The following is a 23,471-nucleotide window of genomic DNA, read 5'->3' on the forward strand; positions in this document are numbered from 1 at the left end:
AAATTCTATACTTCTTGCTTAACTAAGTCTAATAAAAAATCACCAAAGTCGTTAGCAATTATTTCATATGCTTGACTCTCTAATTCAACTCCAGGCACAAAAGATACTACTTTTGGTTCTCCATTATCATCAAGGTGACTATAGTCTAAACAAAATATTTCGTCACTCCCAGTATCATATATAACTAGCAGATTATCAGGTAGATTAATTTCCCTTCGTTCTGTTAAAGTGTACCATATAGCGTCTGGAACTGATGAGTTTTCAAAATCAGCATTAATAATTCCGTAAATTTCTTGTGCTCCGAAATTACCTGCTCCAAATGTCTTTAAATAATCAAAATATAAACCAGTAAACTTTAACCCTAATTTTTCTCCAGCCAAACTAATTAATTCATTTGTACGACCACCCACAAAGTCAGCAATCTCTTCTTCATTCAAAATAATTTCCTTTGCTTTTTGATAATTTTTTACACTCATGTCCATCTCCCTTTAACATTAAAAATCATTGGCTCTATTTTTCCAGTAATCAGTTCGCCATTTATTAAACTCAGACCTATTTATACCTGAAGGTATAGGATTAGGATTGATGTGAATTACAAAACTATTATCTTTATGAAACGTCTGTGTCACCTCTGCTATCGAACTTTCATTTCTTTGTGTCGTGTGATGAAGGTTTATAGACTTTCCATCTGGACCAAGTGGAGCTAATCCCTTCTGCATTCTTTCAAGGTTAGTTCTACCACGTGCGTCTTTCATATTTGGATTTATAATATCATCTCTTTGATAAACTTTCACGTTTTTAAATTGGGTGGTTTTATTCCAATAATTATAACCATTATATATCCCCATATTCCCACCAGTCTCAACCTTACTAAACTGAACTTTGTCACTTTCATCCAACTTCCGAAACATCGCTCGTGAATCGATCACATTAAACGGTACCGAACTGGCTAGTACTGGAGGCATTCCTAATCTCGCTGCGAGATCACTGATGGTGTCCATCCCTCTTTGTAATGTGTTCTGAACGGTTGTGGCTGTCGATTGAATCGTGCCTAGTGTCGTGCCTAGCGTTCCGGCTGGTGGTATCGTTGTCGGTCGATTGGAGGAATCCGTCCGGTTGTTCTTGGCGGTATTGGCCATTTTGCTCGCTTGGCCTAACCGAGACATGCCTTTATCTCCGTATACTGAGATTAACACAAGTCCCGTTGCATAGCCTAGCCATTCCCCGCGGGATTGACTCGTCCCATCAATGACATCTTCCGTGAACGAATCACGTAACATTTGCCCCATCTCTATGATAATCCCCGGTTCCTTGATAACTTCCCCTGCAAAGGCGATTTGGTCTTTGACGGTGCCAACAGGATCTTTCGTGAATTCCCACAGACTCTTTCCTGTATCGATTCCCGATCTTCCAACACCGATGGTCACTCCTTTAAGGTAATCATAAAAAGGCTTTTTGGACAAATATTCGTTTATGAGTTCTGTTTCGATAACCTCCATAGTACTTTCCATGCGATGAATACGACTGTTGATCATCGGAATGTTCCAGCCTTTGATTTTCTCCAGGATTGCGCTTCCTTGATCGGCCGTATGAGTAGCGGTTTTCAGCCACCATTTCTCATGCGCCGTGCCGTATGCTTTGCTGAGTGGAAACCCACTCGGCTTCCCTTGAAAATCAGTCACTTCAGTCACATTCCCTGTCCCTACAACACCGAACTGCGCGAATGAAGACTCGTGTGGACTTCGGCGGAAGTGAGCCACAACACTTCGTAACGGCATTCGCGCTAAAACGCGTTCCACGATGACTTTGATTGCATCTTTTTTCGCCGTCTGTCCATATTTTTGAAGCCCGAGCGAGCTGAGTGATGCTTTCGCTTCATTTGTATGTAAACCTGGCCTGCTGATCTGACCACTTTCCGCTTTTTGAACGGAAAGAAGGGTTGCGAGAACGGTAGATTCCTTCGCTTCCATAACAAGTGGTTGAATGGTAGACAGACTTGTCTGAAACCCTTCAGTTCTTGTGGTACTCGCCTGATTTCCAATAGCAGACATCAACCGTTCGATTTCCGCTATTGATTGAAGAAGGCGATGTCGCACTTGTTAGATCTGATACACTACGGATCGTTTGATCGATTTGCTTCATGATCCGCTCAAACTCTTGATAAGCTTGTTCGATTTCAGTCTCTTGCTCTTTCACATAAGAGCTCTCAACAATCGCTCGTTCGCTCCTATCGACGTTCATATGGAATTCGTGAATGTGCTTCTGAAGGTTCTTCTCTAATTGGATAAAAAGGCCTTCAAATGACCGAAGAAGCGTCCCGTGTACGTCACCAAAATAGAGCTTAGCTGCATCGGCAGCTTCTCCCTTAAAGCTAGACATTCGACAGATCTCTTTTATATTCGCTCTCACATCTCGGAGCCCTTGCTGAAGTTCTCGTAACTGCTGAGATTGTTCTTCCTTAAAGGAATGAACCTCGGCCATGTTCACTTTCTCATTCGCCATCTATTCTTCCCCTCCATTACAATTATTCCATTATAATACAGGGAATAGATGGTACATATAGGATATTGCTCACATTTTAACGCCAATATAAATGGGCATATCTCATTTTAATGTATTTATCCAAAACTGAAAAACAAAGCTGCGTAGTATTTAATCTACTCCGTAATACAAGAGTTAATCTGGCACATGTGCAGAAAAATCATCTTCTGGATTTATCTTAGACACCCTATAACTTTACAAACCGAACATATATTCCTATAACAAGTAGTAATCTAACAAATTTAGGAAGGTGTAACTATGATAACATATCAAACGACCCATCTTGAGGATACCATTGAGAAACTATATAACCAGCTTGGAATAGATGCGCCAGCTAATTTCAATATGGACCACCTCAACAATGGCTTCCATTATGTAACAAAGCACTTGAGAGTCATTTGCTTCTAGTCACCTGTCTTATCCTACTCATTTATTATTGTTCTCGTCATAATATGTTTTTAATTCTTTATAAATATAACTAGCTATATTTTCAGGAAAATAATTAGTAAACTCATGATTATACGTAGTTAAAAAATGATCATTATCCACAAGATTTAAAATGTTCCTACTCGCAGGGAATAGATTATTCATTTCGTTAAGAATTTCTTGTACCTTTTTTCTGCTGATAGAATCATTATAATGAATAGCATTTCTAATGGCTTGAATTAAAAACCATATCTCTCTATCCATTTTCTCCTTATATACAGGATCATGAAGCATTTTTATTTCTTTTAAGATCTCCTTTTCATTTGTAAAATGTTCTTCCAATATTTTAATTTGTGATTTTTCCCGCCTAAATAAATCCAGCATAATAAAAGCAAATTCATTTAATTCTTCCTCAGAAATACCTTCAATGTTGTACAGTCTCTCCATTCTTGTAATTACCTCTAACTTATCATCTAACTCTGCTTGCTTTTTTTCAATTAACTGCTTCTGTACCTGCAACAACTCCCGATTTTTAAACTTCTGATTAGTCATTTGTTCTTTTATTTCATTTAATGATAAACCAAAATGTTTTAAAATCATTATTTGCTGAAAAAGTTCCCAGTCTAATTGTGTATATACTTTTCGGCCATTTTTATTATATTTTTTTGGGGTAAGTAACTCTATTTTATCGTAATATCTTAGTGTTCTTACCGTTGAACCTACTAATTTTGCAAACTGACCAATTGTCATTTCCATGTTAACACCACCTTCCTGAATTATAAACTGTTACGTAAGGTCACAATCAATACACTTGTTAAAAGTTAAACTAATACAATTTAAGAATATTTTTTAGAAAATGTTTGCTTACGACATTACGTCACAATTTATGATTGGTTCTATAATAAGTTTGAGAGGAAGGTTATCTATGGAACAACAATCATTATTTCGGAATCGTACATTTATATTTTTGTTTATTGGTAGCTTTTTGGCGCTAATAGGGTATAGTATGTTTTTCATGACAACAACGTGGTTTGTCATTTCTGATTTAGGTTCTGCTAGTTCATTGGGCATTATTCTTATTGCCATTACTGTGCCACGTATTCTCATGATGGCATTCGGAGGGGTTCTTGCTGATAAATTCAAGAAGACGACAATCATGTTCAGCACGAGTTCAATCCAAGGAGTTTTGCTAGTTATCATATTTTTATTGAACAATGCAAATCAATTAACATTTTTGTATCTGATTATTTTGGGATGCATTTTTGGAACATTAGATGCATTTTCTGGACCAGCTGGAACATCTTTAATCCCGAAAATAGTACAAAAAAACCAAATAAAACAAGCAAATGCTATTATTCAAGGATTAGGTCAGATTGGTTTTGTTATTGGACCTATTATCTCTGGGAGTATCATGGAATTCGGTGGCGTTACATCAGGTTATTTAGCCTCATCTATTATAGTTCTGTTATCTGCCTTTTTTATGTTCCCACCTCTCTTAAAAGAAGGCCCTGTAGTTAATACAATAAAACAGACACCATTTAAAGATCTCATAGAAGGGTTTTCCTATGTAAAAGCAAGTAAATTTTTAATGACAGGTATCCTTATTTTAATTACGTTAAACTTTTTTGCCTTCGGAGCGATATCCATTGCAATCCCAATTTTAGTAGAAGCGTATGGTGGGTCACCCATTAATCTTAGTTACATTGAAGCTGCTTTAGGGAGTGGGATGCTAATAAGTACAGCAATAATCGGTATGATCAAAATACGCCGTAGGGGATTAACGTCGATTGCAGGCTTAATTTTAACATTAATCGTAGCTATAGCTTTTAGTCAAATTCCTAATTTGTATATTTTAACGGTGTTAGCGTTTTTAATTGGATTTACCATGACATTTGTATTCATCCCATTTTTCAGTTCAGCACAAGAAGATACTGATCCCCGCATTATGGGGAGGGTCATGAGTATTGTTTTTTTAGCCATGAACGGGTTTGATCCCCTTGCCTATGCAAGTGTAACTTTACTCGTTTCTAGAGGATTTGATATTCAATTAGTCATACTGTCCTTTTCTATTATTGGATTAATAATTGCTATTTCCATTTGGTGGAGAGGACATGCATTTAGAAGTTACAAGTCTAACTATTAATTTACCTTCAGAAAAAGACCACTATAGATAGAAGTGGTCTTTTTAAGTTTTATAGTTAAAGTGAGGACACTTGCTGCATAGTTTAAATCTACTCCGTAATACAAGAGTTAATCTGGCACATGTGCAGAAAAATCATCTTCTGGATTTACCTTAGACACCCTATAACTTTACAAAACGAACAGATGTTCCTATAGTGAGTAGTAAACTAACAAATTTAGGAAGGTGTAACTATGATAGCATATCAAACGACCCATCTTGAAGATACCATTGAGAAACTATATAACCAGCTTGGAATCAATTCACCAGATAATTTCAATATGGACGAAATAGCACTCATACTTGGTATCAGTCTTCACTTTCAAGCTTTTAACAGTCAGTTAGTTACATTCCGAGGTAAAACAAGCATTAACATTAATTCCGAGCAATCCCCCCAAGAAATGTGGGAAGATTTTGGCCATGAGCTCTGTCACTACCTAATTCAGTATGGAAAACAAACGCATATGGCTGAACTTTTTTTGAAATTCCAGGAATATAAAGCAGACCATTTTGCCCTCCACTTTTGTGTGCCAACTTTCATGCTAGAGCAAGTTGAACTACCTGCAGAACGTAACCAAGCAATAGCGTTAATAGCCGCAAAGTTCAATGTGACAATTCCATTTGCTAAAAAGCGCTTAGAGCGATACGAGCAGCAATTAATAGGTTCAGAGATTAATCTTCGTTTTATTGCTCAATTTGAAGCTATGAATCTATTCAAACAACAAATTGGACATGACTACGTTTTAGAAGATTCCAATAATACATATTTGGTAAAACGTCACAGGATTAAATAACATAATAAGAAATAAGAGTGATTGTTGATCGGTATAAGCTCATCCCAAAAATGAAGAATTATAATTGTCTATTTCACCTAACTTTGCAACATCAATAAAATAACACGGTATATTGATGTTGTTTTTTGGCTTTAATTGTCTAATATATATATTTTTTAACAGGACTTTAATATTATTTATTTACATATTTTTGTTGGGATCATTGTTTAACAGTGTGAATTTACCTATTATTTCTTTTGAAAAATTAATGATGAAGGGAGAGATTTAGTGGAATTTAAAAGCGTCAGAAAAGGTATCACTCAAGCTAACTTTAACGATAGTGCATCTACATTTTTATTTGGCGAAATTGCTATCATCTCCATCATTGCAGGTATATCTACTTTGAATTGGACTGTTTTTGGAATAGTCTTATTGGGTTTAATTGCTTTTACTTGTTTTAGAAAAGGAGCCATTATATTAATAATTCTGTTTTCTATTTGTTGGACAATCATCGGCTTATTAATCGGAGGTATGTTAGGTGGTCCAATTGCAGGTATTATATTCGGAATAATTGCTTTAATCGTATCTGCTGGTTTTCATATCGGAGCATTAGAGTGGATGGATGATATGCGGAACTCTAATGTATCAGTACAAAATGAAAACCATTCAGACACAAGAGAATTATGGAAACGATATAACGCAATGCAATTCGCTTATTCTAATAATCCTCTCTCATTTCCTAATGGAGAAATCATACGTTATGAAAATTGGTATAACAACCCGTATAGTGAACCAAATATAGAAAACTGGTATCAAACAAATAGAAAACACTTTAGTGATCACCAAGAGAGTTATTCTTGATTAAGAGTTTACATGTTTCAAGCAAGCAACTAATGCAATAACAGCTATAAAAAATCTAACAACACGACATACACCAAGTTTATTTGGGGGTGTCGTGTTTTATTTTAGGAAGTGTTAAAAACAAATAACAGTTCTGCTAGTCATATACCAAAAAAATACAAAGGTTCCATTAATGCCATACACATACATATTTCAAGTGTATATTTATTAGCTGTCTACTTTAAAATTTGTGATTTTAGGGGAGGTGATTCATGGAAATTTAATGCGAATACGTTGGATAAAACTAAAAATAGGAGGCGTAATCTATGTTATATGTTCCAATTCTTAAGTGTAAACAAGGAGAAAAAGATGCTCTTTTAACTCTTCAAGACAATATTAAAGATCAGATTCTACCATTATTAGAGGTTACACCAGATATAATTGAAAAAGGCACGTTCGCTGGTGTCCAAGATTTTTGGGTAAAGCGTTTGTTCATCTTTGATATCTCACCAGAATACTATAGTGAGATGTCAGACAAAGAATATGTAGCACTTTATCGGAAAACTGACTTTGAGTTTTCAATTCCAACTATAAAACTAGCAGACGATGAAGAAAAGATCAATGAACTAAAAAGCTTATCGCAAAATGGATTAGCTCTGAGGGTTTACCTTGAAGAAATATTAGATGATGATTTTCAAAGTAACTATGAAGATCTGTTAAAGCATATCGACAGTAGCAAAACCGATTTAATTATTGATGCTCAGAGTGTTGAAGTTAAGCGTATTAATGAGGTGTCATTCTTAGTTAAAGGTGCTTTATCTTCAATTAATAACATTGATAAGTTTAGAAACGTAATTTTCTCAAGTAACTCATTCCCTAAGTCGCTTGAGGTCGAAAGAAATAAATTGAGTGTTTTGCCTAGAATTGAAAGCAAGTTATTTCAAAAGGTTTTAAGTCAATCAACAGTCAATCTAATCTACTCTGACTATTCAATTAACCATTGGACTTACTTTGAGTTTATTTTGGGTATACAGCCCTCATTCAACATTAGGTACACCACTGAAAATTCCTACGTTATCTTTAAAGGTGAAACAAACAAAAAGGGTGGCCTAAAAATAGATAAAGTACAAGCAGCTTGTAAATTACTTACAGATTCCGAGTATTTTTTGGGGAAAGATTACTCTTGGGGTGATTTAGAAATACATAGTCGTGCAAACGGTGATATTTCTAAGTCTGGAAACCTTACAACCTGGAGAGCGATTGGAACAAATCACCATATCACTCTCATTGTAAATCATCTCTCCAACCAGTTCGAGTCTTAAGCGTTTCTCTAGTATAATCTCTTAACAATTTAAACGAGATAAATTCAATTGTTAATTCCTTTAATCCTGGCTTATCTTTTTTTGAATAACCTCGGACTTTATGTTGTTTCAAAAAAGACTTTATTTCAGGATTCCATAGCAGATCAAGTAAGTTCGTAGCTTTTACATTCTTATTGACCTTACTTGATCTGATTTTTTTAAGAGATATGTTCCCAAATCTATTTACATATGCCACTTCAATACCCCAATGGTTAGGTACATACTTTAGAATTTTATTTTCGAACTTCTTACCGATCACAATTGTGGATTTGTCAAAAGTTTTATCGTAACATGCGATTTGATTAGGTAGCCTTTCTAGTGAATCGCAGTCACTTTTAATTTCAAATCCATGGAGTATTCCATTGGCAAGTACTACGTCTGTTCTAGCTATGCCATCACAAATAGTAAGTTCCTCAATTATACGATAGTGCTTTGCACTATTGTCATTATGAAGCTTCTTTAATAATACCTCTCTTATATCGGAATCTGTTAGCATTTCAATCACTCCAATATATATGTTTCTCATTGGATAATAACATAAAAAATCACTTAATTACGAATTAATGAGCAACATTTTTAAATTTTTATATCGTTTCTTCATTTTCAATTACTTTACAATAAGAACATACATTCTTATAATTGATAGAACGGATATTTTGTGGTGTTCCTATTGTGATTTGCTACAGTAACACAAGCTACTTTGGCAAGAAATCCACTTAACGAAATGGCGCTCTCTATACATATCCCTACTACATTGAATAGCATTTAGGCAAAAAACATTAATACTACTTTTGTAGATGAAGTTACCTACTTTTTAGTCCGTATGGATGATTAGAAGAGCTTCTTTTAATGAATGTCCGAAGCTTTAATGCAATATAAATGTAAGTATAACAAAAGGCAGGTGTTACAATTGCGCCCAACTCGATTAGATATATTCATCTATTTAAGGAAAAGCCGCAAAGATATAGAAAGCGAAAGAAAAGAAGGTGGCGACACCCTTCAACGCCACAGAAAACTCTTATTAGAAGTTGTTAAAAAAGAGAATCATAACTTAGTCAGGGAACCTTTTGAAGAAGTTGTTTCTGGAGAATACATCATTGAACGCCCTGAGATACAAAGGATGCTGAAAGAAGTGGAAAATGGAGCTGTAGACGCTGTGCTTGTTGTTGATTTAGACAGGCTTGGCCGTGGAGATATGTATGATATGGGTTCTATCTATCGTGCATTTAGTTATTCTGAGACCCTAGTCCTAACTCCTACTGACGTCATCGATCCTACTCAAGAAAATTCAGAATTGATGTTTGGTGTAAAAAGCATTGTGTCACGAGAAGAACTCAAAAGCATTAACAAGCGTTTGCAAAACGGACGAAGAGCAAGCGCAAAAGAAGGGAAATTCATCGGCAAGCAAGCACCATTTGGATATAAGATTGATCAAAATTTAAAATTAGTGCCGGACCGGGAAACAGCTCCTATAGTTAAAATCATTTTTGAAAAAATATCCGAAGGATTAGGACGCCACAAAGTAGCACGATATTTAGAAGAAGTTATAAAAGCTAATCCTCCATCTAAATATCAGTTTTGGGATCAATCAAGCATTTCGTACATCATAAAAAACGAAGTATACAAAGGAAATATCATCTGGGGGAAAACAAAGCAATATAAACGAAATGGCAAGCGCATAACGAAAAAACTACCTCGAGAGAAATGGATCATTGTTGAGAATGCACATGAGGCTGTCGTACCAGAAGAGTTATTCCGGGAAGCAAATAATGCTCTATCAGCAAGGTATCGAACTCCTACCGTCCAAGCCCTTAAATTGTCTAATCCACTTGCAACAATTTTAAGATGCTCCATTTGCGATCGTGCTCTTAAAGTCACTCACTCAAAGGACAGGCCGAATAAACAAGTCCGTTGCGAGACAAGAACATGTGCCTCTTTTCAAAAGGGTGCACTTCTACCAATTGTTTATGACAAGTTAATCGAATCCTTAGAATCTATTTTAGAATCTATAACCATTGAAGGAGAATTAGTAAAAAAGCAAGAAGAAAAGCTATCGGTCTTACCTGGTCTCAATAAAACACTAGAACATGCCGAAAAGGATCTCGCTTTGTTAGAAAAGCAAAAAACGAATCTACATGATCTCCTTGAACAAGGCGTTTACGACATAGAAACATTTATGGAACGACAAAACATCATCGTATCGAAAATGAAACAGCTGCAACAAACTGCAGTTGAAACTGAAGAAAGTATTAAACGGGAAATGGAGAAAGAAAAGCATTACTCTACCTTCCTCCCTCGAGCACGGTCTATTTTAGAAACCATTAAGAATACTGATGATCCAGAACATATCAATAAGCTGTTAAAGTCCATTGTAGAGAAAGTTGTTTATACTCGTAAGAAAGACTGGAAAGAGGTCGACAAGTTCAAATTAGACATTCATTTGAAAATATAATAGCTTTAGCTTTGAAATGAAAGCACAAATATCTTGCAAGCCCTTATTTCACGATAAATAAAAAGAAGCCATTTTGAAAAAAAGATTGATCAAAATGGCTTCTTCTTCATTAGATTTTAGTTTGGTTTTTAAAAAAAAAATTAATTATTTTCTACCTATATTGTTCAATAACCGCGCTCGATTGTTGAAGATCGTTATTAAAGTAAAGCAACCCGTTAGCTTAATACTCAGGTATTCAATGCCTTTCTCTTTTTAAATGAAAGCACGATTGCTATAACAAATAAAATTACTGAAATCAAAATACTTGTTCCCGTAGCGATAGGTGTTAAAACCCCTAAAATCAATAGAATAAACCCTAATACAATTAAACTGACAACCATCAAAATCCCTCCTCTATGTACTAATTTTCACCATTAAAACCCAATTGTTTTTTCCATTAACCTGCTTCGTTTGTTGAATAAGAAAAACGTTTTCTTGTTAAAGAAACGCTTATCGTTAGTGAAATAACATTTTAGAAATTAATAGCTTTTAATCACCAAATGCAAATATTATTTCTGTTTCGCAAACTAATTCTCCATCAACCGTAGCTATACCTTTGCCTTTTCCAATAGGACCTTTTAATCGAGTTATTTCAACCTCAAGACGCAGTTGGTCTCCTGGTTTAACTTGCTGTTTAAACCGGCATTTATCTATACCTGCTAAAAGCCCTAGTCGTCCTTGGTTTTCTTCTTTAGTTAACATCACAACTGCACTTACTTGAGCTAATGCCTCTACAATTAATACGCCTGGCATAACTGGATAATTGGGGAAGTGTCCGTTAAAAAACTCCTCATTCACAGTCACATTTTTTAAACCAACTGCTCTTTTTCCTTCTTCTAATTCGATAATTCTATCCACTAAAAGAAATGGATAACGATGTCTAATAACATCCTTAATTTTTTGAGTATCTAACATCATTAAAGCCCCCATAACAATCATATTTAGAGAAATCTATTTATTTCTATTTTATCACTTGATTTTAATGCTTGGCACCAAAATATAGCACTTCTTCAACTTAACAGCTTCGTTAAGTATATCTTTTCACAAATTATGTTTAATTCGCTTTCTTATAGTTGTAAAATCCATTTAATAGAATAAAAAATGGAATAATTAATAAAATTAAACCTGCTATATAGTTAATATAAATCACCAGAAACCAACCTCCTAAAAGGTTAATAGCCGCTAATGTTAGAGAACTCCAAAAATATTTTTTGTTCTTCGTCACCTTAAAAACATAAATGCTAATTATAATTGAACAAATAGCAATTATAATGGTGCTAAACGCCACCTGCTCCACCTCCCAGAATCACTTTCCTAAGTACAACTCCTACGCTCACATCTTTTTTTGTTAAAGCACCCGTTGGTTCAATAAGGTATCAGTTGAGATAATGTATATTTTGTAAAAAATCCATCATTTTTCTATATGCTTTTTGTGCTGACCTCTCATTATATTTTGAAGAGTACGGATCACTGAATCCATGTTGACCACTGAATTTATATATCTTAATATTCTTTTTATCTAAAGTTGAAATTAACTCATCCACATTAAATGATTCTTCCTCATTCGGAAAGAACAGCATTATTGGATTTTTTGGTAATCTGGAAACATAATTTCTAATACCTGAACCATAATAACCCACTACTCCATCAACAGATTCATCCTCACTACATAACCAAGCTATAGTGGCACCAACACTGAATCCGACGATATATATTCTTTTGTATTTATTTTTAATATCTGACAATACATCTTTTATTTTATGTAATGCATTTTCAAAACCAACGTTTTCCATAAAATGATGATACGCTATTTCCTCTTGAGAATAATCAAATGGTGTATCACGTTCATATAAATTAGGGCATAAAACATCAAATTTCTGTTCTGATAGAAACTCACAAACATTCTTCATATGTTGATTAATCCCATAAATTTCGTCTATTAAATGATTACAGTATCACACTTTTTATGTATTAATTTAATCATTTGCACCTCCCGTAGAAATTACTCAGTTTAATCCGATTCACCTTCTGTTTTTCTAAATGAAAAATCTTTAAATAAGTAAAGGTTTCCAGCACAAACAAACCCTAAACCCAATAAAGTTATTGTTAAACTCATAAATTGACCAGTGATTAAACCGTAAACAAATATTGTTAAGCCAAAAGCAAAAAATATCACACTCGATATAATGCATATTTTCCCATAAGTAGTTAGCCTTTTCACAAAATACCTCCTCCTTCTTAACCCCTCCTGCTCCGATAGTTGAACAATCACTTTATCATTTTAACATTAATTCCCTTTTTGGTTTCGTCATTTTGTATTATTTAGAATAAAAAAGTAAATAATTCCTGTATAAAGACTGAGTACAGGAGGAATCACAATGCTCTTATCACAAGCATACAAAAACTATGAATCTGATAAACGAATCGAAGGTTTCTCTTTTTAGACGTTAAAAGCATACAAATTGCAATCAGGCCTTCTCATCCGCTATTTTAATGATGTCTCCATTGAGTCATTATCTACTAATCAACTAAAGGAATATTTAGCCGAATCAAGCGAACACTTAAAACCGTCTAGCCTAGCTCACCGTATTCATTTTATGCGATCCTTGTTTCGCTGGTCACATGAAGAGGGACATATTCCATCAAACCCAGCCTATAAGATTAAGGAGCCAAAGGTCGGGAAGCGAATCCAAAAGTTCCTCACAGAAAGAGAGATTGAACATCTTAGGGAAGCTTGTAAGATGCCAAGGGTGAAAGTGCTGTTTGAATTTATGTTTTCAACTGGTTGCCGTATAGGTGAAATTGTCTCTCTGGATAAGAATTGTATTAACTGGTAGAATCGTTCTGCATTTATCAGAGGGAAAGGAGATAAAGAACGCGAGGTTTACTTTAACATTCGTTGTGACATCTTGTTAAAACGGTATACAACGACAAAAGAGCAGCACTTGAGAAGTGTTGCTCTTTTGAATACTCGCCCCTATTTACACAAGAAGCGACTGCGCTATTCAGCAATCGCACCCCATAATTGAATAAGATAACCTCATTAAATTTCATCTAAAAATCTTTGAACCTCATTCGGTGATTTTAAAATAATAATTTGTTTATCTTCTGATAATTGTTCTAGCTTTATTAAAATGTCTGGTCTTTTAGTTTTTGGATAATTCCATATCCATTTTAAAAAGTTTAAATCAATTCTTTCTTCACATCCTTCACCCATATCTGGTCTTATTTTATTTCGGTACTGTATCATTCTTTTGCAAGCACGGTAAACACAAATTGTTCTATGAATATCAAGAAAGATTATTGTATCTGCTGCATTAAGTCTTATATCCATTGTCCCACCATAGTTTCCATCGATAAGCCATTCTTCTTTATTCACTAAGTCATTTTGAACTTTTCTCTGTTCGTCCTTTGGCACTCCTACCCAATTAGGTTTCCAAAATAAAGCATCAAGGTGGTAAACATTTATTTTTAGCTTGTGACCTAATTGCCTTGCCAGTGTGGATTTACCTGAACCACCTGAACCAATAAGTATAACTTTTTTCATTATATTCTCCTTATTGAGTTATCCTGCTTCGTTAGTTCATTATCTTTGTAATTCAACTTTAACATAATATTCCAAAAAATCATCCACAAAAAGAAAAAAACACCAAATTAATGATAGTCTTGCTCAGCTCTTGCCCCCGTTACCATTCCTATAGTACATTTATTCACAATCTTGTAAATATATCATTTATTGATTTTATTTTTTTTAAATATTGCAGGAAGGAGATTTGCAATAAAGGGTATGATTCCATTTGTCGCAACTATAACAACCAAAATATTAACTAATATTGCAACATCTGGTGCGAAAATTCGAATAGTTCTCCATGGACTATTCATTACATAAGTCAGAATAGGTATAATTCCAACTGCGAAAATAAATATTAAAATACCATAGGTGAAAGACCACTTCTTACTTATAATTTTCTTACGTCTAATAATTATATGGATTACAGTTAATACTGCTATTAGAATAGTTACCGCCAAAAGAATCGATTGAAGACTATTACCTGGTTTCGATAACTCACCAGGTTCAGTCCCATTCATTATAGAACGAATCCCTTCCATCATGTAATAAACTTGATAATCATCCATGATATGATATTTATTTGTCAAAAGGACTGCTGCAACATCTTGGTCAGGTATAAAGAACATTTCTGCTCTGAAATCCGATGTTGCTCCCCCATGGAAAGGAAAATGTTCTTTTTTAGAAAAACGCCAACCTAAGCCGTATGTTTTACCTTCTTCTGGTGGATTTTTTATTAACTCGAGGTATTGTTCTGATAATAAGTCTCCACCTTCTAACATGAATGTTAAAAACTTTGACAAGTCATTTGTACTGGAAGCTATATAGCCGTATGGTGCTCCCGCATTATCATAGAAACCGTCACTTTTTATCGGTTGGCCGAACCATGACTCGAACCCAGATACGTATCCTTTATCAACTATTCTTTTATAGTCAGCAGCCGAATGATTCATGCTAAGTGGTGTAAAGATACTCTGATTCAAATATTCTGAAAAGGTTTGGTTTGTCACTTGTTCAACGATTTCTCCCAAGAGCAAATAGTTAGCAGAGGTATATTCATAAACCTCTCCAGGATCGTGAGACAGCTCTACGCCACTCAGTTCTGTAACTGCTTGAGTGATTGCTCCCATGCTCTCCCTCTCCACGTCTGTAACTTTAAAGCCATCATATCTACTAATACCACTTGTATGTTCTAATAGATGCAACACTGTAATTTTTTTTGTACTTTCTGTTTGATAGTTAAACGATGGAATATAAGTCTGAATTGGTTCGTCAAGCTTGATTTTGCCATCTTCAACTAACGTCATGATAGCCAAGGCTGTTATCGGTTTACTTAATGAACCAATAAGAAAAGGTGTATCTGAAGTAACACTTGACCCATTGCTCATTATTCCCCAATTACCTTGATAGAAGTTTTCTCCATTTTTTATAATCTTCAGTGATGCTCCAGGAATGTTATATGTATCTAAAGAATTCTCTATATATTTTTCTATTTTTTGCCTAGCATCATCCGTATTTGCAAAGGCATTAATAGGATTTGACAGAAACAGTATAATGACTAATAAAACAATTGCTTTTTTCATTGGATTTTGCTCCCCTTGGTCTATATTAACAATACTACTGCCTACTCATCCTTTAAAAGTCCATTTGAAATCTCTATCAATAAATCATAAGTTTTATCTATATCAAATTCCTTATCTATTATTTTTTGAAGGGCTAATCCATCAAAACAGGCTAACAAAATACTCGCTAGAGCATTTGCCTTACTAGGATTATTTGTCAACTTTTGCAAAGGTTTTGACAGACTCTCTCTTCCATTTTGTAAAATGTTCATAACTTCCTTTTGATATGTCTCTCCTTTTAAGCCCAGAGAATAAAGCTCGTATCTCCATAGATACCAAAGCGGGTCATTTTCCACCCTAGATTTAATTTCAAGTAAAACTTCTGAAGGGTTAATTTGGGAACTTTCTTCTGTACCATATTTACTGTGGTATTTAGTTTGAATATCGTTCTGAACAGAGAAAAGTAATTCTTCCTTATTCTTAAAATAATAATGAACCAATCCTGGTGTTATATTAGCATTTTTAGCAATATCCTTTATTGAAGTATTATTAAAACCCTTAGTGCTGAACTCTTTATATGCAGAATCTATTAATCGTTGGCGTTTACCTGTATCCCTTGTATTCATTACATCACCTCTTTGTTATTTGGTCGACCAACCAAATTACACTTGAGATTTTTAACAAAAACAATAGAACAAAAGATACATCTTAATCTTCCACGCTTGTTCAACAAACCTCCCTCAATAAACTAATCACAATTCTCTAGTATTCTCAGGTTTACATAGTTAAATCATTAAGCTGCTTCTCTACAAATTCAGTTTAACCCCGTTGAAGAGCGATAGCTTCTTTCGCTATCGCCTCCGCTACTTTAATAAGCGTTTACCTCTAATATAATCTTAATCCAAATTGTTCATCTCTCTTAGTAAATATTGAAGCCACTCATTTTGAGGAGAAACAACATGCGGTAAGTTATCTATTGGATACCAACATAATTTAAAGTTTTGATTATCTGTCTCTATTTCCCATTCATCCAGATAACTGTTCGATTGGAGATGATAAAATTGTCTTGTTACTTTTGATGCTAAATTCAATTTTTCCGTCCAACCAGTTATCTGATACGTTACGTAATTCGGTTCTGGGAATTTATCCCCCTCTTTATATGTAATTTGCACAAATTGACCTTGATTTCTTTCATGTAGAACAGTAATACCTCTTCTTATTTCTGCCCATTGGAAACTTGATATGTCTGGTCTTGAATATATTTTCGCCTTATCAAAAATGATGTACTTACCTTCTAAATTTTGTTCCTGTTTTCCTATACGTTTACATGAAACAAATTCTTGGAGACCCGTTTCTTCAATGGCTTCTCTAATAGCGGCTTGATGGAAGTCTTCATTTATTTCGACTGTACCTGCTGGTATTTGAATACCTGCATTTGGGTGCTGAATTAAAAGAAGTTCAGATTTGTTATCTTTTTTTCTTGTAATAAAACATGTAACCTTTTCTAATACTTTTTCCATAATCCCTCCAAAAATAGTAAAGCAGGCTGTCACCTAAACTTTTCCTAATATTTCAATAAAATTTAGTCAATATCATTCATTTTTTGTGCATTACAAATTGAGATTTACCATACTTAAATGCATTTTTCTCATAAAATGGAATTAAATCCTTTTCACAAAACAGGCTAATTACATCAATGTGCGAAAGTTCCTTTACTAATTTTGAGACAATTTTTGTTCCAATACCTGATTTTTGAAATTTTTTATGTATTACAACGTCTTCTATATAAGCCCTAAAATTACCGTCTGATACTGCCCTTGCAAACCCAATAAGAACATCACCTTTCCAAGCACCAACCGACACTTCTTGTTTTAACATTTTTTCAATATCTTGTTCTTTTCTTTCTTCCCACCAACCTACATCCCTATATAGTTTCATAAGTTCATTAGCTTTTATTGGCCTTTCGGTAAAACTCATTACCTCCACAATCATCTTGCCAACCCCCATTACGATTTACTATATATACACTAACTGTTTTATGTTGACGTATTGAACTAATCTGACCAATAGTTGAAGAGCGATAGCCTTGTTCAGCTATCGCACCTGTTTTTTAAAGTGTTATTCTTCACAAAGGTAGATTCCATTTTATACCACTTAGGTTTTATTTTGTTAAAGTAATCATGATCTTCTAAATACATGTATACTTTATCTAACATCTCATTCATGTTGTTTGGGATAGTTTTTAAAGTCCAAATTACAGTTGAGAAAACGCACATTGCCAGGTAAAGTGAATACAACCTCCAAAAATCTTCAACAGGTTCGTTATTATTAAAATAACCTCTGATTTGTCCTATTGAAAAAGGTATGCTTACTCCTCGGCTAAAAATCCCTATCTTTAGAAATTCATGAATAGGATCTCCCCAATCATACCTGTTAAAGTCTATAACTCCAGCGAATTTATTATTATTCACAATGATATTGCCAAGGTGAAAATCATCATGTTGAAATAAGTTCGGGCGTTGTTTCATGAGGTGGATATTCTCATCAATAAAACTCATTATTTTTTGGTCATTTTTAACCTTCACCTCACATTCTAAGTAAGCATCAATATACATCCTATGTTTTTCAACTTTCCTCGAATACCACGAAGAGATATGGTCTGGAGCAGATAATCTGTGCATTTTTCTTAATTCTTTTCCCGCCTCAATACCAATAATAAATTGTTCTTGCTCTGAGTATTTTAAAATTTCATCCTCAGCGTCCTTACCCTCTATGTATGATGTGATCATATACCCCCGATTTCCTACTTCACCAATTGAAATCGGTTGTGAACAAGTAACGTGGTAATTCTGCATCCTATGCAAAATAAAATATTCTCTCTTCTTTAATTCCAACTGTTCTAAATTAAACATCCGAAGTAATAGCTTATTGTTACCTTCCATATGTATTAGATATTTTTCATCTGAGGAAAACCCCTTTTCAATTTCAATAACTTCTTTACAATTACTTATTAACGGAATCTGTTTTATTAATGCTTTACTCACACCTTACCCCCGACACTAAATTTTTGGAGCAATACAATAATCACCAAATTGTACAACGGTTTCATTATTGTAAACATTCTATTGACGACGGAATATTAGATTGAAAGGATAGACTGGTTTAAATGCAATTATAATTATACATTCATAGTACTTAGCATTATTTTTAATTTGTTTTATCAGACACCCCGTTCTTGTTACTTACTTTATAACAAAAAATCAATCAAACTTCTTAAAGTAAACCGCTCCGTTACTTTAAGCACAATTCTTTACAATCTCTAATTATCTTAACATAAATTCCCTATTTAATTACCAACTCTTATTCTATTATCTTGCTGATTACGGAACAAAAAAAATCCTGCATCAATACAGGACTTTTGATCAAGCTTTTTATAAACGGTGCAACGTTATTTCAAATCTACAATAGCCGCATGAAAATCCGTCTAGACTTTTTCTATTTCTCTTTTTTCAAAAAAATGCAATAATGATCTAAACACATCTTTCTTTTCTCTTAGCTGAAAATATTTGAAACGATCATCTTCAACTTTTGAGTAAATATTCATTAATTGTGTACCTCTTGAAGAACTGTATTGATTCACCTCCCCATATCCAAACATACTCGACACTTCCATTAGCTGCTGCACAAGCTTCAAGCAGCGGGCGTTATCTGATGTTAAATTATCGCCATCTGAAAAGTGAAACGGGTAAATATTATAGCGGATCGGATCATATTTGTTGCTAATTATTTCTAGCGCCTTGCGGTAAGCGGATGAACAAATCGTTCCACCACTTTCTCCTTTGTTAAAGAAATCACCCTCTGATACGACCTTTGCCTCCGTATGATGAGCAATAAACTCAATATCAACGGTTTCGTATTTCGTACGAAGGAAACGGGTCATCCAAAAGAAGAAGCTTCTTGCCATATACTTCTCCCATCGTCCCATCGAGCCGCTTGTATCCATCATCGCAATCACAACCGCCTTCGATTCGGGCTTTACAATTTCATTCCACGTTTTAAAGCGTAAATCATCATTATAAATGGGAACAATACCTGGTCTACCTTCAAGTGCATTACGTTTAATCGCTGATAAAATTGTTCTTCTTTTGTCAATATTCCCCATTAATCCTTTCTTTCGAATGTCGTTAAAGCTAATGTCTTCAAGAACAATTTCATTTTCTTCTTTTTGCTGAAGGTTCGGTAGCTCTAACTCGCGAAATAATAATTCTTCCAACTCCATAATCGACACTTCTGCCTCTGAGTAATCTTCTCCTGGTTGATCTCCAGCACCTTTCCCTTTACCAGGTCCTTTTTGTTTGTCGCCATTTGGATCGCGTGCGACTACATCTCCGACCTTACTATCTCCTTTGCCTTGGCCTACATGCTTATTTTTATCATAATTATAGCGAATCTTATACTCATCTAATGACCGAATTGGAATGCGAATCACATCTCGACCATTTGACATGACGATGTTCTCCTCACTCACGAGATCAGGAAGGTTTTTCTTAATTGCTTCCTGTACTTTCTCTTGGTGTCGTCGCTGGTCTTGATGACCCTTCTGATGTAAGGACCAATTTTCTTGTGAGATAACAAATTGACGTTGATTACTGTTCGCCATGTGATTCCCTCCTTTTTTTTATATCGCTTTGCTACTTACATGTTATCGAGTCACACAATCACTTTGACGTGCATACAATGATGACGTCTAGAGCCATTACATCGTTACTTTTTAGCTAACATCCACTTCATTAGGGCTCAAAAATAACTTACTCTATCATATGCAGACAAGAAAAAGAGTTGCTAATAAATTCTGACAAAAACACTGCATGAAAAAAGGACAGGCTTAATTAGCCTATCCTCCATTCCATTCATTTGACGGTTCCAACATCTGTAATTGGCCAAAATCTTAAATCAACTTTGCCGACTATATGATCCATTGGAATAAACCCAAGTCTTCTACTATCTAAACTATTAGGGCGATTATCTCCTAAAACGAACACATGATCCTCCGGTACTTTCTCCTCCATAGCAAAGTCGCGTGTGTAGCGATCACGCCCGTCCTCTGTCGTTACTTCTAAAAAAGGCTCTTCTATTTCTTCACCGTTAATGTATAACGTATCATTGATATATGATATTTGATCTCCTGGTAATCCTATTACTCGCTTAATATAATCTTCTGTCTCACTTGCATGAAAAACGACAAGATCAAAACGTTGTGGATCTGAAAAGCCATAACCTACCTTATTCACAATGAATTTTTCACCATCAAACACACTAGGCTCCATCGATTCCCCTTGTACCTCATAGCTTGTGAAAAGGAATGTCCGGATTAAAAATGCTAAAAGAAGTGCAACTACAATAGCCTTGATCCATTCCATCCATTCATTTTTCGTTGTCTCCATCATCGTATCCCCGACCCATCTACACCGTTTCCTTTAATTTACCACTGTTATCGAATCATCACAAGGATCAATCACACCAAATTCACATCAATATCAATCATTTCGTCCAATTTTACCTTGTCCCATAGTAGCATGTTACATTTTGGTAACAACTAATTAATGATAGGATGCGCCTAATGTGGAGAGCATCACCACATTAGGCGCATCACACATGCGATATCAACGATTTAATAAGCTTCCAACATAACGCAACAATTCATTAGCTGACACGGAATTGTACCCATGCTCATCAACTAACCTTGCAATGACTTCATTAATTTTCTTCAGTTGTGATTCATCTGGAGTTTTCGTTGATGTTGTAATTTTAACGATATCCTTTAGATCAGCAAAGAGCTTCTTCTGGATCGCTTCGCGTAAACGTTCATGAGAATTATAATCAAATTTCTTCCCTTTTCTCGCATAAGCAGAAATTCGGATTAAGATCTCTTCACGAAATGCCTTTTTTGCATTTTCCGAAATTCCAATTTGTTCTTCAATGGAACGCATTAATTTCTCATCTGGTGTCATTTCTTCACCTGTTAAAGGATCGCGTAATTTATTTTGATTACAATATGCTTCAACATTGTCTAGGTAGTTATCCATTAGCGTTTTCGCTGACTCATCATATGAATAAACAAATGCTTTTTGTACTTCTTTCTTGGCAATCGTATCATATTCCTTTCTTGCAACAGCTATAAAGTCCATGTATCGCTCACGGTCTTCTTTTGTAATAGAAGCATGTTCATTTAAGCCTTCTTTAATAGATCGCAAAACATCTAATGCATTAATCGACGTTAATTGCTTACGAATAATGGCCGACGAAATTCGATTAATGACATAGCGTGGATCAATACCAGCCATTCCCTCATCAGGATATTCTTGCTTCAATTCTTCAACATCCTGTGAATTAAAGCCTTCTACGCTTTCTCCATCATAAAGTCTCATCTTCTTCAACAAGTCAATGCCTTGCTTTTTCGGCTGCTGTAATCTCGTTAAAATCGTAAAAATCGCCGCAACCTTTAATGCATGTGGAGCAATATGCACGTGTGATAGATCACTTTCTTGAATCATTTTTTGATAAATCCGCTCTTCTTCAGATATTCTCAAGTTATATGGAACCTTCATGACAATAATTCGAGAATGTAATGCTTCATTTTTCTTATTTGCAATAAAAGAGCGATATTCCGATTCATTCGTATGAGCGACAATTAATTCATCCGCACTAATTAGAGCAAACCGCCCTGCCTTAAAATTTCCTTCTTGAGTGAGAGAAAGCAAATGCCAAAGAAATTTTTCATCACACTTGAGCATTTCCTGAAACTCCATCATCCCACGATTGGCTTTATTCAATTCACCATCAAATCGATATGCTCGTGGATCAGACTCAGATCCATATTCAGCAATTGTTGAAAAATCAATACTTCCTGTTAAATCAGCAATATCCTGTGATTTCGGGTCTGAAGGACTAAAAGTCCCAATTCCAGTCCGCTTATCTTCAGAAAAAAAGATACGTTCAACGATTACATCTTCAATTCGGCCACTATATTCTTCTTCCAAGCGCATCATATTTAATGGTGATAAATTCCCTTCCACTTTAATTCCATATTCCTCGTAGAATTCATTTCTCAAGTGATTCGGAATAAGATGAAGAGGATCTTCATGCATAGGACATCCTTTTATGGCATAAACCGCACCTTTATCCATTCGTGAATATTGTTCTAACCCACGCTTTAGCATTGTAACAAGTGTCGATTTACCTCCACTAACAGGCCCCATTAAAAGTAAGATACGTTTCCGTACATCTAAACGTTTAGCAGCCGAATGGAAGTATTCTTCAACAAGCTTTTCAAGGGCTTCATTTACTCCAAACAACTGATCTTTAAAAAATTGATATTCTTTCTTCCCGTTGTCTTCCTCTACTCCAGCATCCTTAATCATATTGTAAACACGGGAGTGAGCGGTTTGAGCAATCCACGGCTTCTCCTTCAAAAGGTTTAAGTAATCAGCAAATGTACCTTCCCACTTTAGACGCTCCTCTTCTTCTCTGAAATCTTCAATTTTACGTAAGATTGACATGTAGCGTAACCTCCATCCTCATGGTCAGAGCAAGATTAGTTAACCATATGCAACAAAAGAAATGAACATGCAATCTTTTATGATTATGACCCTTTTTCTTTAAATTGGTGGTAAAATATAAATGGAATAATTAAGATCTTTTCTTAAATATGTCGTGCGGAGCCATTACTT

24 protein-coding genes and 1 pseudogene are annotated in these 23,471 nt (G+C 34.8%); 7 read left to right on the forward strand and 18 right to left on the reverse strand.

Annotated elements, in window-relative coordinates:
- Positions 1 to 5: 5 nt before the first annotated feature.
- Genes MW695_RS03325 through MW695_RS03335 form a run of 3 tightly spaced genes read right to left on the reverse strand, consistent with a single transcriptional unit; the run spans position 6 to position 2,502 of the window.
- Positions 6 to 476, reverse strand: a complete 471-nt coding sequence (locus MW695_RS03325; RefSeq protein WP_247103343.1) for an SMI1/KNR4 family protein — start codon at positions 474 to 476, stop codon at positions 6 to 8.
- 18 nt (positions 477 to 494) lie between these two features.
- Positions 495 to 2,051: an HNH/ENDO VII family nuclease gene (locus MW695_RS03330; protein ID WP_247103344.1), complete on the reverse strand. Its 1,557-nt coding sequence runs from the start codon at positions 2,049 to 2,051 to the stop codon at positions 495 to 497.
- Positions 2,011 to 2,502 (reverse strand): T7SS effector LXG polymorphic toxin, encoded by a 492-nt coding sequence (locus MW695_RS03335; protein WP_247103347.1) that lies wholly within the window; start codon positions 2,500 to 2,502, stop codon positions 2,011 to 2,013. Before MW695_RS03335 ends, MW695_RS03330 begins: the two co-directional genes overlap by 41 nt.
- 297 nt (positions 2,503 to 2,799) lie before the next feature.
- Between MW695_RS03335 and MW695_RS03340 the strand changes: the two genes are divergently transcribed.
- Complete coding sequence (locus tag MW695_RS03340) at positions 2,800 to 2,949, forward strand: hypothetical protein (RefSeq protein WP_247103349.1); 150 nt, start codon at positions 2,800 to 2,802, stop codon at positions 2,947 to 2,949.
- Between the two features lie 18 nt (positions 2,950 to 2,967).
- Here MW695_RS03340 and MW695_RS03345 read toward each other — a convergent pair whose 3' ends face one another.
- The gene (locus MW695_RS03345) at positions 2,968 to 3,723 is read right to left on the reverse strand and encodes a MerR family transcriptional regulator (protein ID WP_247103351.1); all 756 of its coding nucleotides are present in this window, start codon (positions 3,721 to 3,723) and stop codon (positions 2,968 to 2,970) included.
- Positions 3,724 to 3,892: 169 nt separating this feature from the next.
- Here MW695_RS03345 and MW695_RS03350 point away from each other — a divergent pair, with 169 nt between their 5' ends.
- From MW695_RS03350 to MW695_RS03365, 4 genes are all read left to right on the forward strand, one after another.
- The gene (locus MW695_RS03350; protein ID WP_247103355.1) at positions 3,893 to 5,110 is read left to right on the forward strand and encodes an MFS transporter; all 1,218 of its coding nucleotides are present in this window, start codon (positions 3,893 to 3,895) and stop codon (positions 5,108 to 5,110) included.
- Between the two features lie 230 nt (positions 5,111 to 5,340).
- A complete protein-coding gene (locus tag MW695_RS03355) occupies positions 5,341 to 5,940 on the forward strand; it encodes an ImmA/IrrE family metallo-endopeptidase (protein ID WP_247103356.1) in 600 nt (199 codons plus the stop codon).
- Positions 5,941 to 6,207: 267 nt separating this feature from the next.
- Entirely contained in the window at positions 6,208 to 6,780 is a 573-nt protein-coding gene (locus MW695_RS03360) for a hypothetical protein (RefSeq protein WP_247103358.1), read from the forward strand.
- A gap of 305 nt (positions 6,781 to 7,085) precedes the next feature.
- Positions 7,086 to 8,081, forward strand: coding sequence for a beta family protein (locus MW695_RS03365; RefSeq protein WP_247103359.1), 996 nt, complete (start codon positions 7,086 to 7,088; stop codon positions 8,079 to 8,081).
- On the opposite strand, the gene MW695_RS03370 is transcribed toward MW695_RS03365, so the two are convergent.
- A complete protein-coding gene (locus tag MW695_RS03370) occupies positions 8,044 to 8,646 on the reverse strand; it encodes a sce7726 family protein (protein ID WP_247103361.1) in 603 nt (200 codons plus the stop codon). The two genes, MW695_RS03365 and MW695_RS03370, sit on opposite strands and share 38 nt — an antisense overlap.
- A 327-nt stretch (positions 8,647 to 8,973) precedes the next feature.
- Here MW695_RS03370 and MW695_RS03375 point away from each other — a divergent pair, with 327 nt between their 5' ends.
- On the forward strand, positions 8,974 to 10,572 hold the full coding sequence (locus MW695_RS03375; protein WP_247103367.1) for a recombinase family protein: 1,599 nt from the start codon (positions 8,974 to 8,976) through the stop codon (positions 10,570 to 10,572).
- Positions 10,573 to 10,799: 227 nt separating this feature from the next.
- On the opposite strand, the gene MW695_RS03380 is transcribed toward MW695_RS03375, so the two are convergent.
- The 4 genes from MW695_RS03380 to MW695_RS03395 form a co-directional block, all read right to left on the reverse strand.
- Entirely contained in the window at positions 10,800 to 10,952 is a 153-nt protein-coding gene (locus tag MW695_RS03380; RefSeq protein ID WP_247103371.1) for a hypothetical protein, read from the reverse strand.
- Between the two features lie 148 nt (positions 10,953 to 11,100).
- Positions 11,101 to 11,526: a 3-hydroxyacyl-ACP dehydratase FabZ gene (fabZ, locus tag MW695_RS03385; RefSeq protein WP_247103374.1), complete on the reverse strand. Its 426-nt coding sequence runs from the start codon at positions 11,524 to 11,526 to the stop codon at positions 11,101 to 11,103.
- A 461-nt stretch (positions 11,527 to 11,987) separates the two neighbouring features.
- Positions 11,988 to 12,521: a dienelactone hydrolase family protein gene (locus MW695_RS03390; protein WP_306421062.1), complete on the reverse strand. Its 534-nt coding sequence runs from the start codon at positions 12,519 to 12,521 to the stop codon at positions 11,988 to 11,990.
- Between the two features lie 101 nt (positions 12,522 to 12,622).
- A complete protein-coding gene (locus MW695_RS03395; protein WP_247103376.1) occupies positions 12,623 to 12,832 on the reverse strand; it encodes a hypothetical protein in 210 nt (69 codons plus the stop codon).
- Positions 12,833 to 13,067: 235 nt separating this feature from the next.
- Here MW695_RS03395 and MW695_RS03400 point away from each other — a divergent pair.
- Positions 13,068 to 13,448, forward strand: a pseudogene (locus tag MW695_RS03400) (tyrosine-type recombinase/integrase); the annotation flags it as partial.
- Between the two features lie 206 nt (positions 13,449 to 13,654).
- Here MW695_RS03400 and MW695_RS03405 read toward each other — a convergent pair.
- The 9 genes from MW695_RS03405 to MW695_RS03445 form a co-directional block, all read right to left on the reverse strand.
- Entirely contained in the window at positions 13,655 to 14,158 is a 504-nt protein-coding gene (locus MW695_RS03405) for a DNA topology modulation protein (protein ID WP_247103381.1), read from the reverse strand.
- Between the two features lie 182 nt (positions 14,159 to 14,340).
- Complete coding sequence (locus MW695_RS03410) at positions 14,341 to 15,762, reverse strand: serine hydrolase domain-containing protein (RefSeq protein ID WP_247103384.1); 1,422 nt, start codon at positions 15,760 to 15,762, stop codon at positions 14,341 to 14,343.
- Positions 15,763 to 15,803: 41 nt separating this feature from the next.
- Entirely contained in the window at positions 15,804 to 16,367 is a 564-nt protein-coding gene (locus MW695_RS03415) for a TetR/AcrR family transcriptional regulator (RefSeq protein WP_247103386.1), read from the reverse strand.
- Between the two features lie 270 nt (positions 16,368 to 16,637).
- Positions 16,638 to 17,261, reverse strand: a complete 624-nt coding sequence (locus MW695_RS03420; RefSeq protein ID WP_247103388.1) for an NUDIX domain-containing protein — start codon at positions 17,259 to 17,261, stop codon at positions 16,638 to 16,640.
- 76 nt (positions 17,262 to 17,337) lie between these two features.
- On the reverse strand, positions 17,338 to 17,733 hold the full coding sequence (locus tag MW695_RS03425) for a GNAT family N-acetyltransferase (protein WP_247103389.1): 396 nt from the start codon (positions 17,731 to 17,733) through the stop codon (positions 17,338 to 17,340).
- 98 nt (positions 17,734 to 17,831) lie between these two features.
- A complete protein-coding gene (locus tag MW695_RS03430) occupies positions 17,832 to 18,785 on the reverse strand; it encodes an aminoglycoside phosphotransferase family protein (RefSeq protein ID WP_247103390.1) in 954 nt (317 codons plus the stop codon).
- Positions 18,786 to 19,225: 440 nt separating this feature from the next.
- Positions 19,226 to 20,401, reverse strand: coding sequence for a sporulation protein YhbH (gene yhbH, locus MW695_RS03435; RefSeq protein WP_247103393.1), 1,176 nt, complete (start codon positions 20,399 to 20,401; stop codon positions 19,226 to 19,228).
- A 250-nt stretch (positions 20,402 to 20,651) separates the two neighbouring features.
- On the reverse strand, positions 20,652 to 21,185 hold the full coding sequence (gene lepB / locus MW695_RS03440; protein ID WP_247103395.1) for a signal peptidase I: 534 nt from the start codon (positions 21,183 to 21,185) through the stop codon (positions 20,652 to 20,654).
- A 219-nt stretch (positions 21,186 to 21,404) separates the two neighbouring features.
- Positions 21,405 to 23,300: a PrkA family serine protein kinase gene (locus MW695_RS03445; RefSeq protein ID WP_247103397.1), complete on the reverse strand. Its 1,896-nt coding sequence runs from the start codon at positions 23,298 to 23,300 to the stop codon at positions 21,405 to 21,407.
- Positions 23,301 to 23,471: the final 171 nt, after the last annotated feature.

It is taken from the genome of Halalkalibacter sp. APA_J-10(15) (assembly GCF_023017105.1).
In the GTDB taxonomy this organism is placed as follows: Bacteria; Bacillota; Bacilli; order Bacillales; family Bacillaceae_D; genus Halalkalibacter.

Coding starts and splice junctions, on each gene's coding strand:
- MW695_RS03325 (WP_247103343.1), bottom strand. CDS start 476: ATGAGTGTAAAAAATTATCAAAAAGCAAAGGAAATTATTTTGAATGAA.
- MW695_RS03330 (WP_247103344.1), bottom strand. CDS start 2,051: ATGTCTGCTATTGGAAATCAGGCGAGTACCACAAGAACTGAAGGGTTT.
- MW695_RS03335 (WP_247103347.1), bottom strand. CDS start 2,502: ATGGCGAATGAGAAAGTGAACATGGCCGAGGTTCATTCCTTTAAGGAA.
- MW695_RS03340 (WP_247103349.1), top strand. CDS start 2,800: ATGATAACATATCAAACGACCCATCTTGAGGATACCATTGAGAAACTA.
- MW695_RS03345 (WP_247103351.1), bottom strand. CDS start 3,723: ATGGAAATGACAATTGGTCAGTTTGCAAAATTAGTAGGTTCAACGGTA.
- MW695_RS03350 (WP_247103355.1), top strand. CDS start 3,893: ATGGAACAACAATCATTATTTCGGAATCGTACATTTATATTTTTGTTT.
- MW695_RS03355 (WP_247103356.1), top strand. CDS start 5,341: ATGATAGCATATCAAACGACCCATCTTGAAGATACCATTGAGAAACTA.
- MW695_RS03365 (WP_247103359.1), top strand. CDS start 7,086: ATGTTATATGTTCCAATTCTTAAGTGTAAACAAGGAGAAAAAGATGCT.
- MW695_RS03370 (WP_247103361.1), bottom strand. CDS start 8,646: ATGAGAAACATATATATTGGAGTGATTGAAATGCTAACAGATTCCGAT.
- MW695_RS03375 (WP_247103367.1), top strand. CDS start 8,974: ATGTCCGAAGCTTTAATGCAATATAAATGTAAGTATAACAAAAGGCAG.
- MW695_RS03380 (WP_247103371.1), bottom strand. CDS start 10,952: ATGGTTGTCAGTTTAATTGTATTAGGGTTTATTCTATTGATTTTAGGG.
- fabZ (WP_247103374.1), bottom strand. CDS start 11,526: ATGTTAGATACTCAAAAAATTAAGGATGTTATTAGACATCGTTATCCA.
- MW695_RS03390 (WP_306421062.1), bottom strand. CDS start 12,521: ATGAAGAATGTTTGTGAGTTTCTATCAGAACAGAAATTTGATGTTTTA.
- MW695_RS03405 (WP_247103381.1), bottom strand. CDS start 14,158: ATGAAAAAAGTTATACTTATTGGTTCAGGTGGTTCAGGTAAATCCACA.
- MW695_RS03410 (WP_247103384.1), bottom strand. CDS start 15,762: ATGAAAAAAGCAATTGTTTTATTAGTCATTATACTGTTTCTGTCAAAT.
- MW695_RS03415 (WP_247103386.1), bottom strand. CDS start 16,367: ATGAATACAAGGGATACAGGTAAACGCCAACGATTAATAGATTCTGCA.
- MW695_RS03420 (WP_247103388.1), bottom strand. CDS start 17,261: ATGGAAAAAGTATTAGAAAAGGTTACATGTTTTATTACAAGAAAAAAA.
- MW695_RS03425 (WP_247103389.1), bottom strand. CDS start 17,733: ATGATTGTGGAGGTAATGAGTTTTACCGAAAGGCCAATAAAAGCTAAT.
- yhbH (WP_247103393.1), bottom strand. CDS start 20,401: ATGGCGAACAGTAATCAACGTCAATTTGTTATCTCACAAGAAAATTGG.
- lepB (WP_247103395.1), bottom strand. CDS start 21,185: ATGGAGACAACGAAAAATGAATGGATGGAATGGATCAAGGCTATTGTA.
- MW695_RS03445 (WP_247103397.1), bottom strand. CDS start 23,300: ATGTCAATCTTACGTAAAATTGAAGATTTCAGAGAAGAAGAGGAGCGT.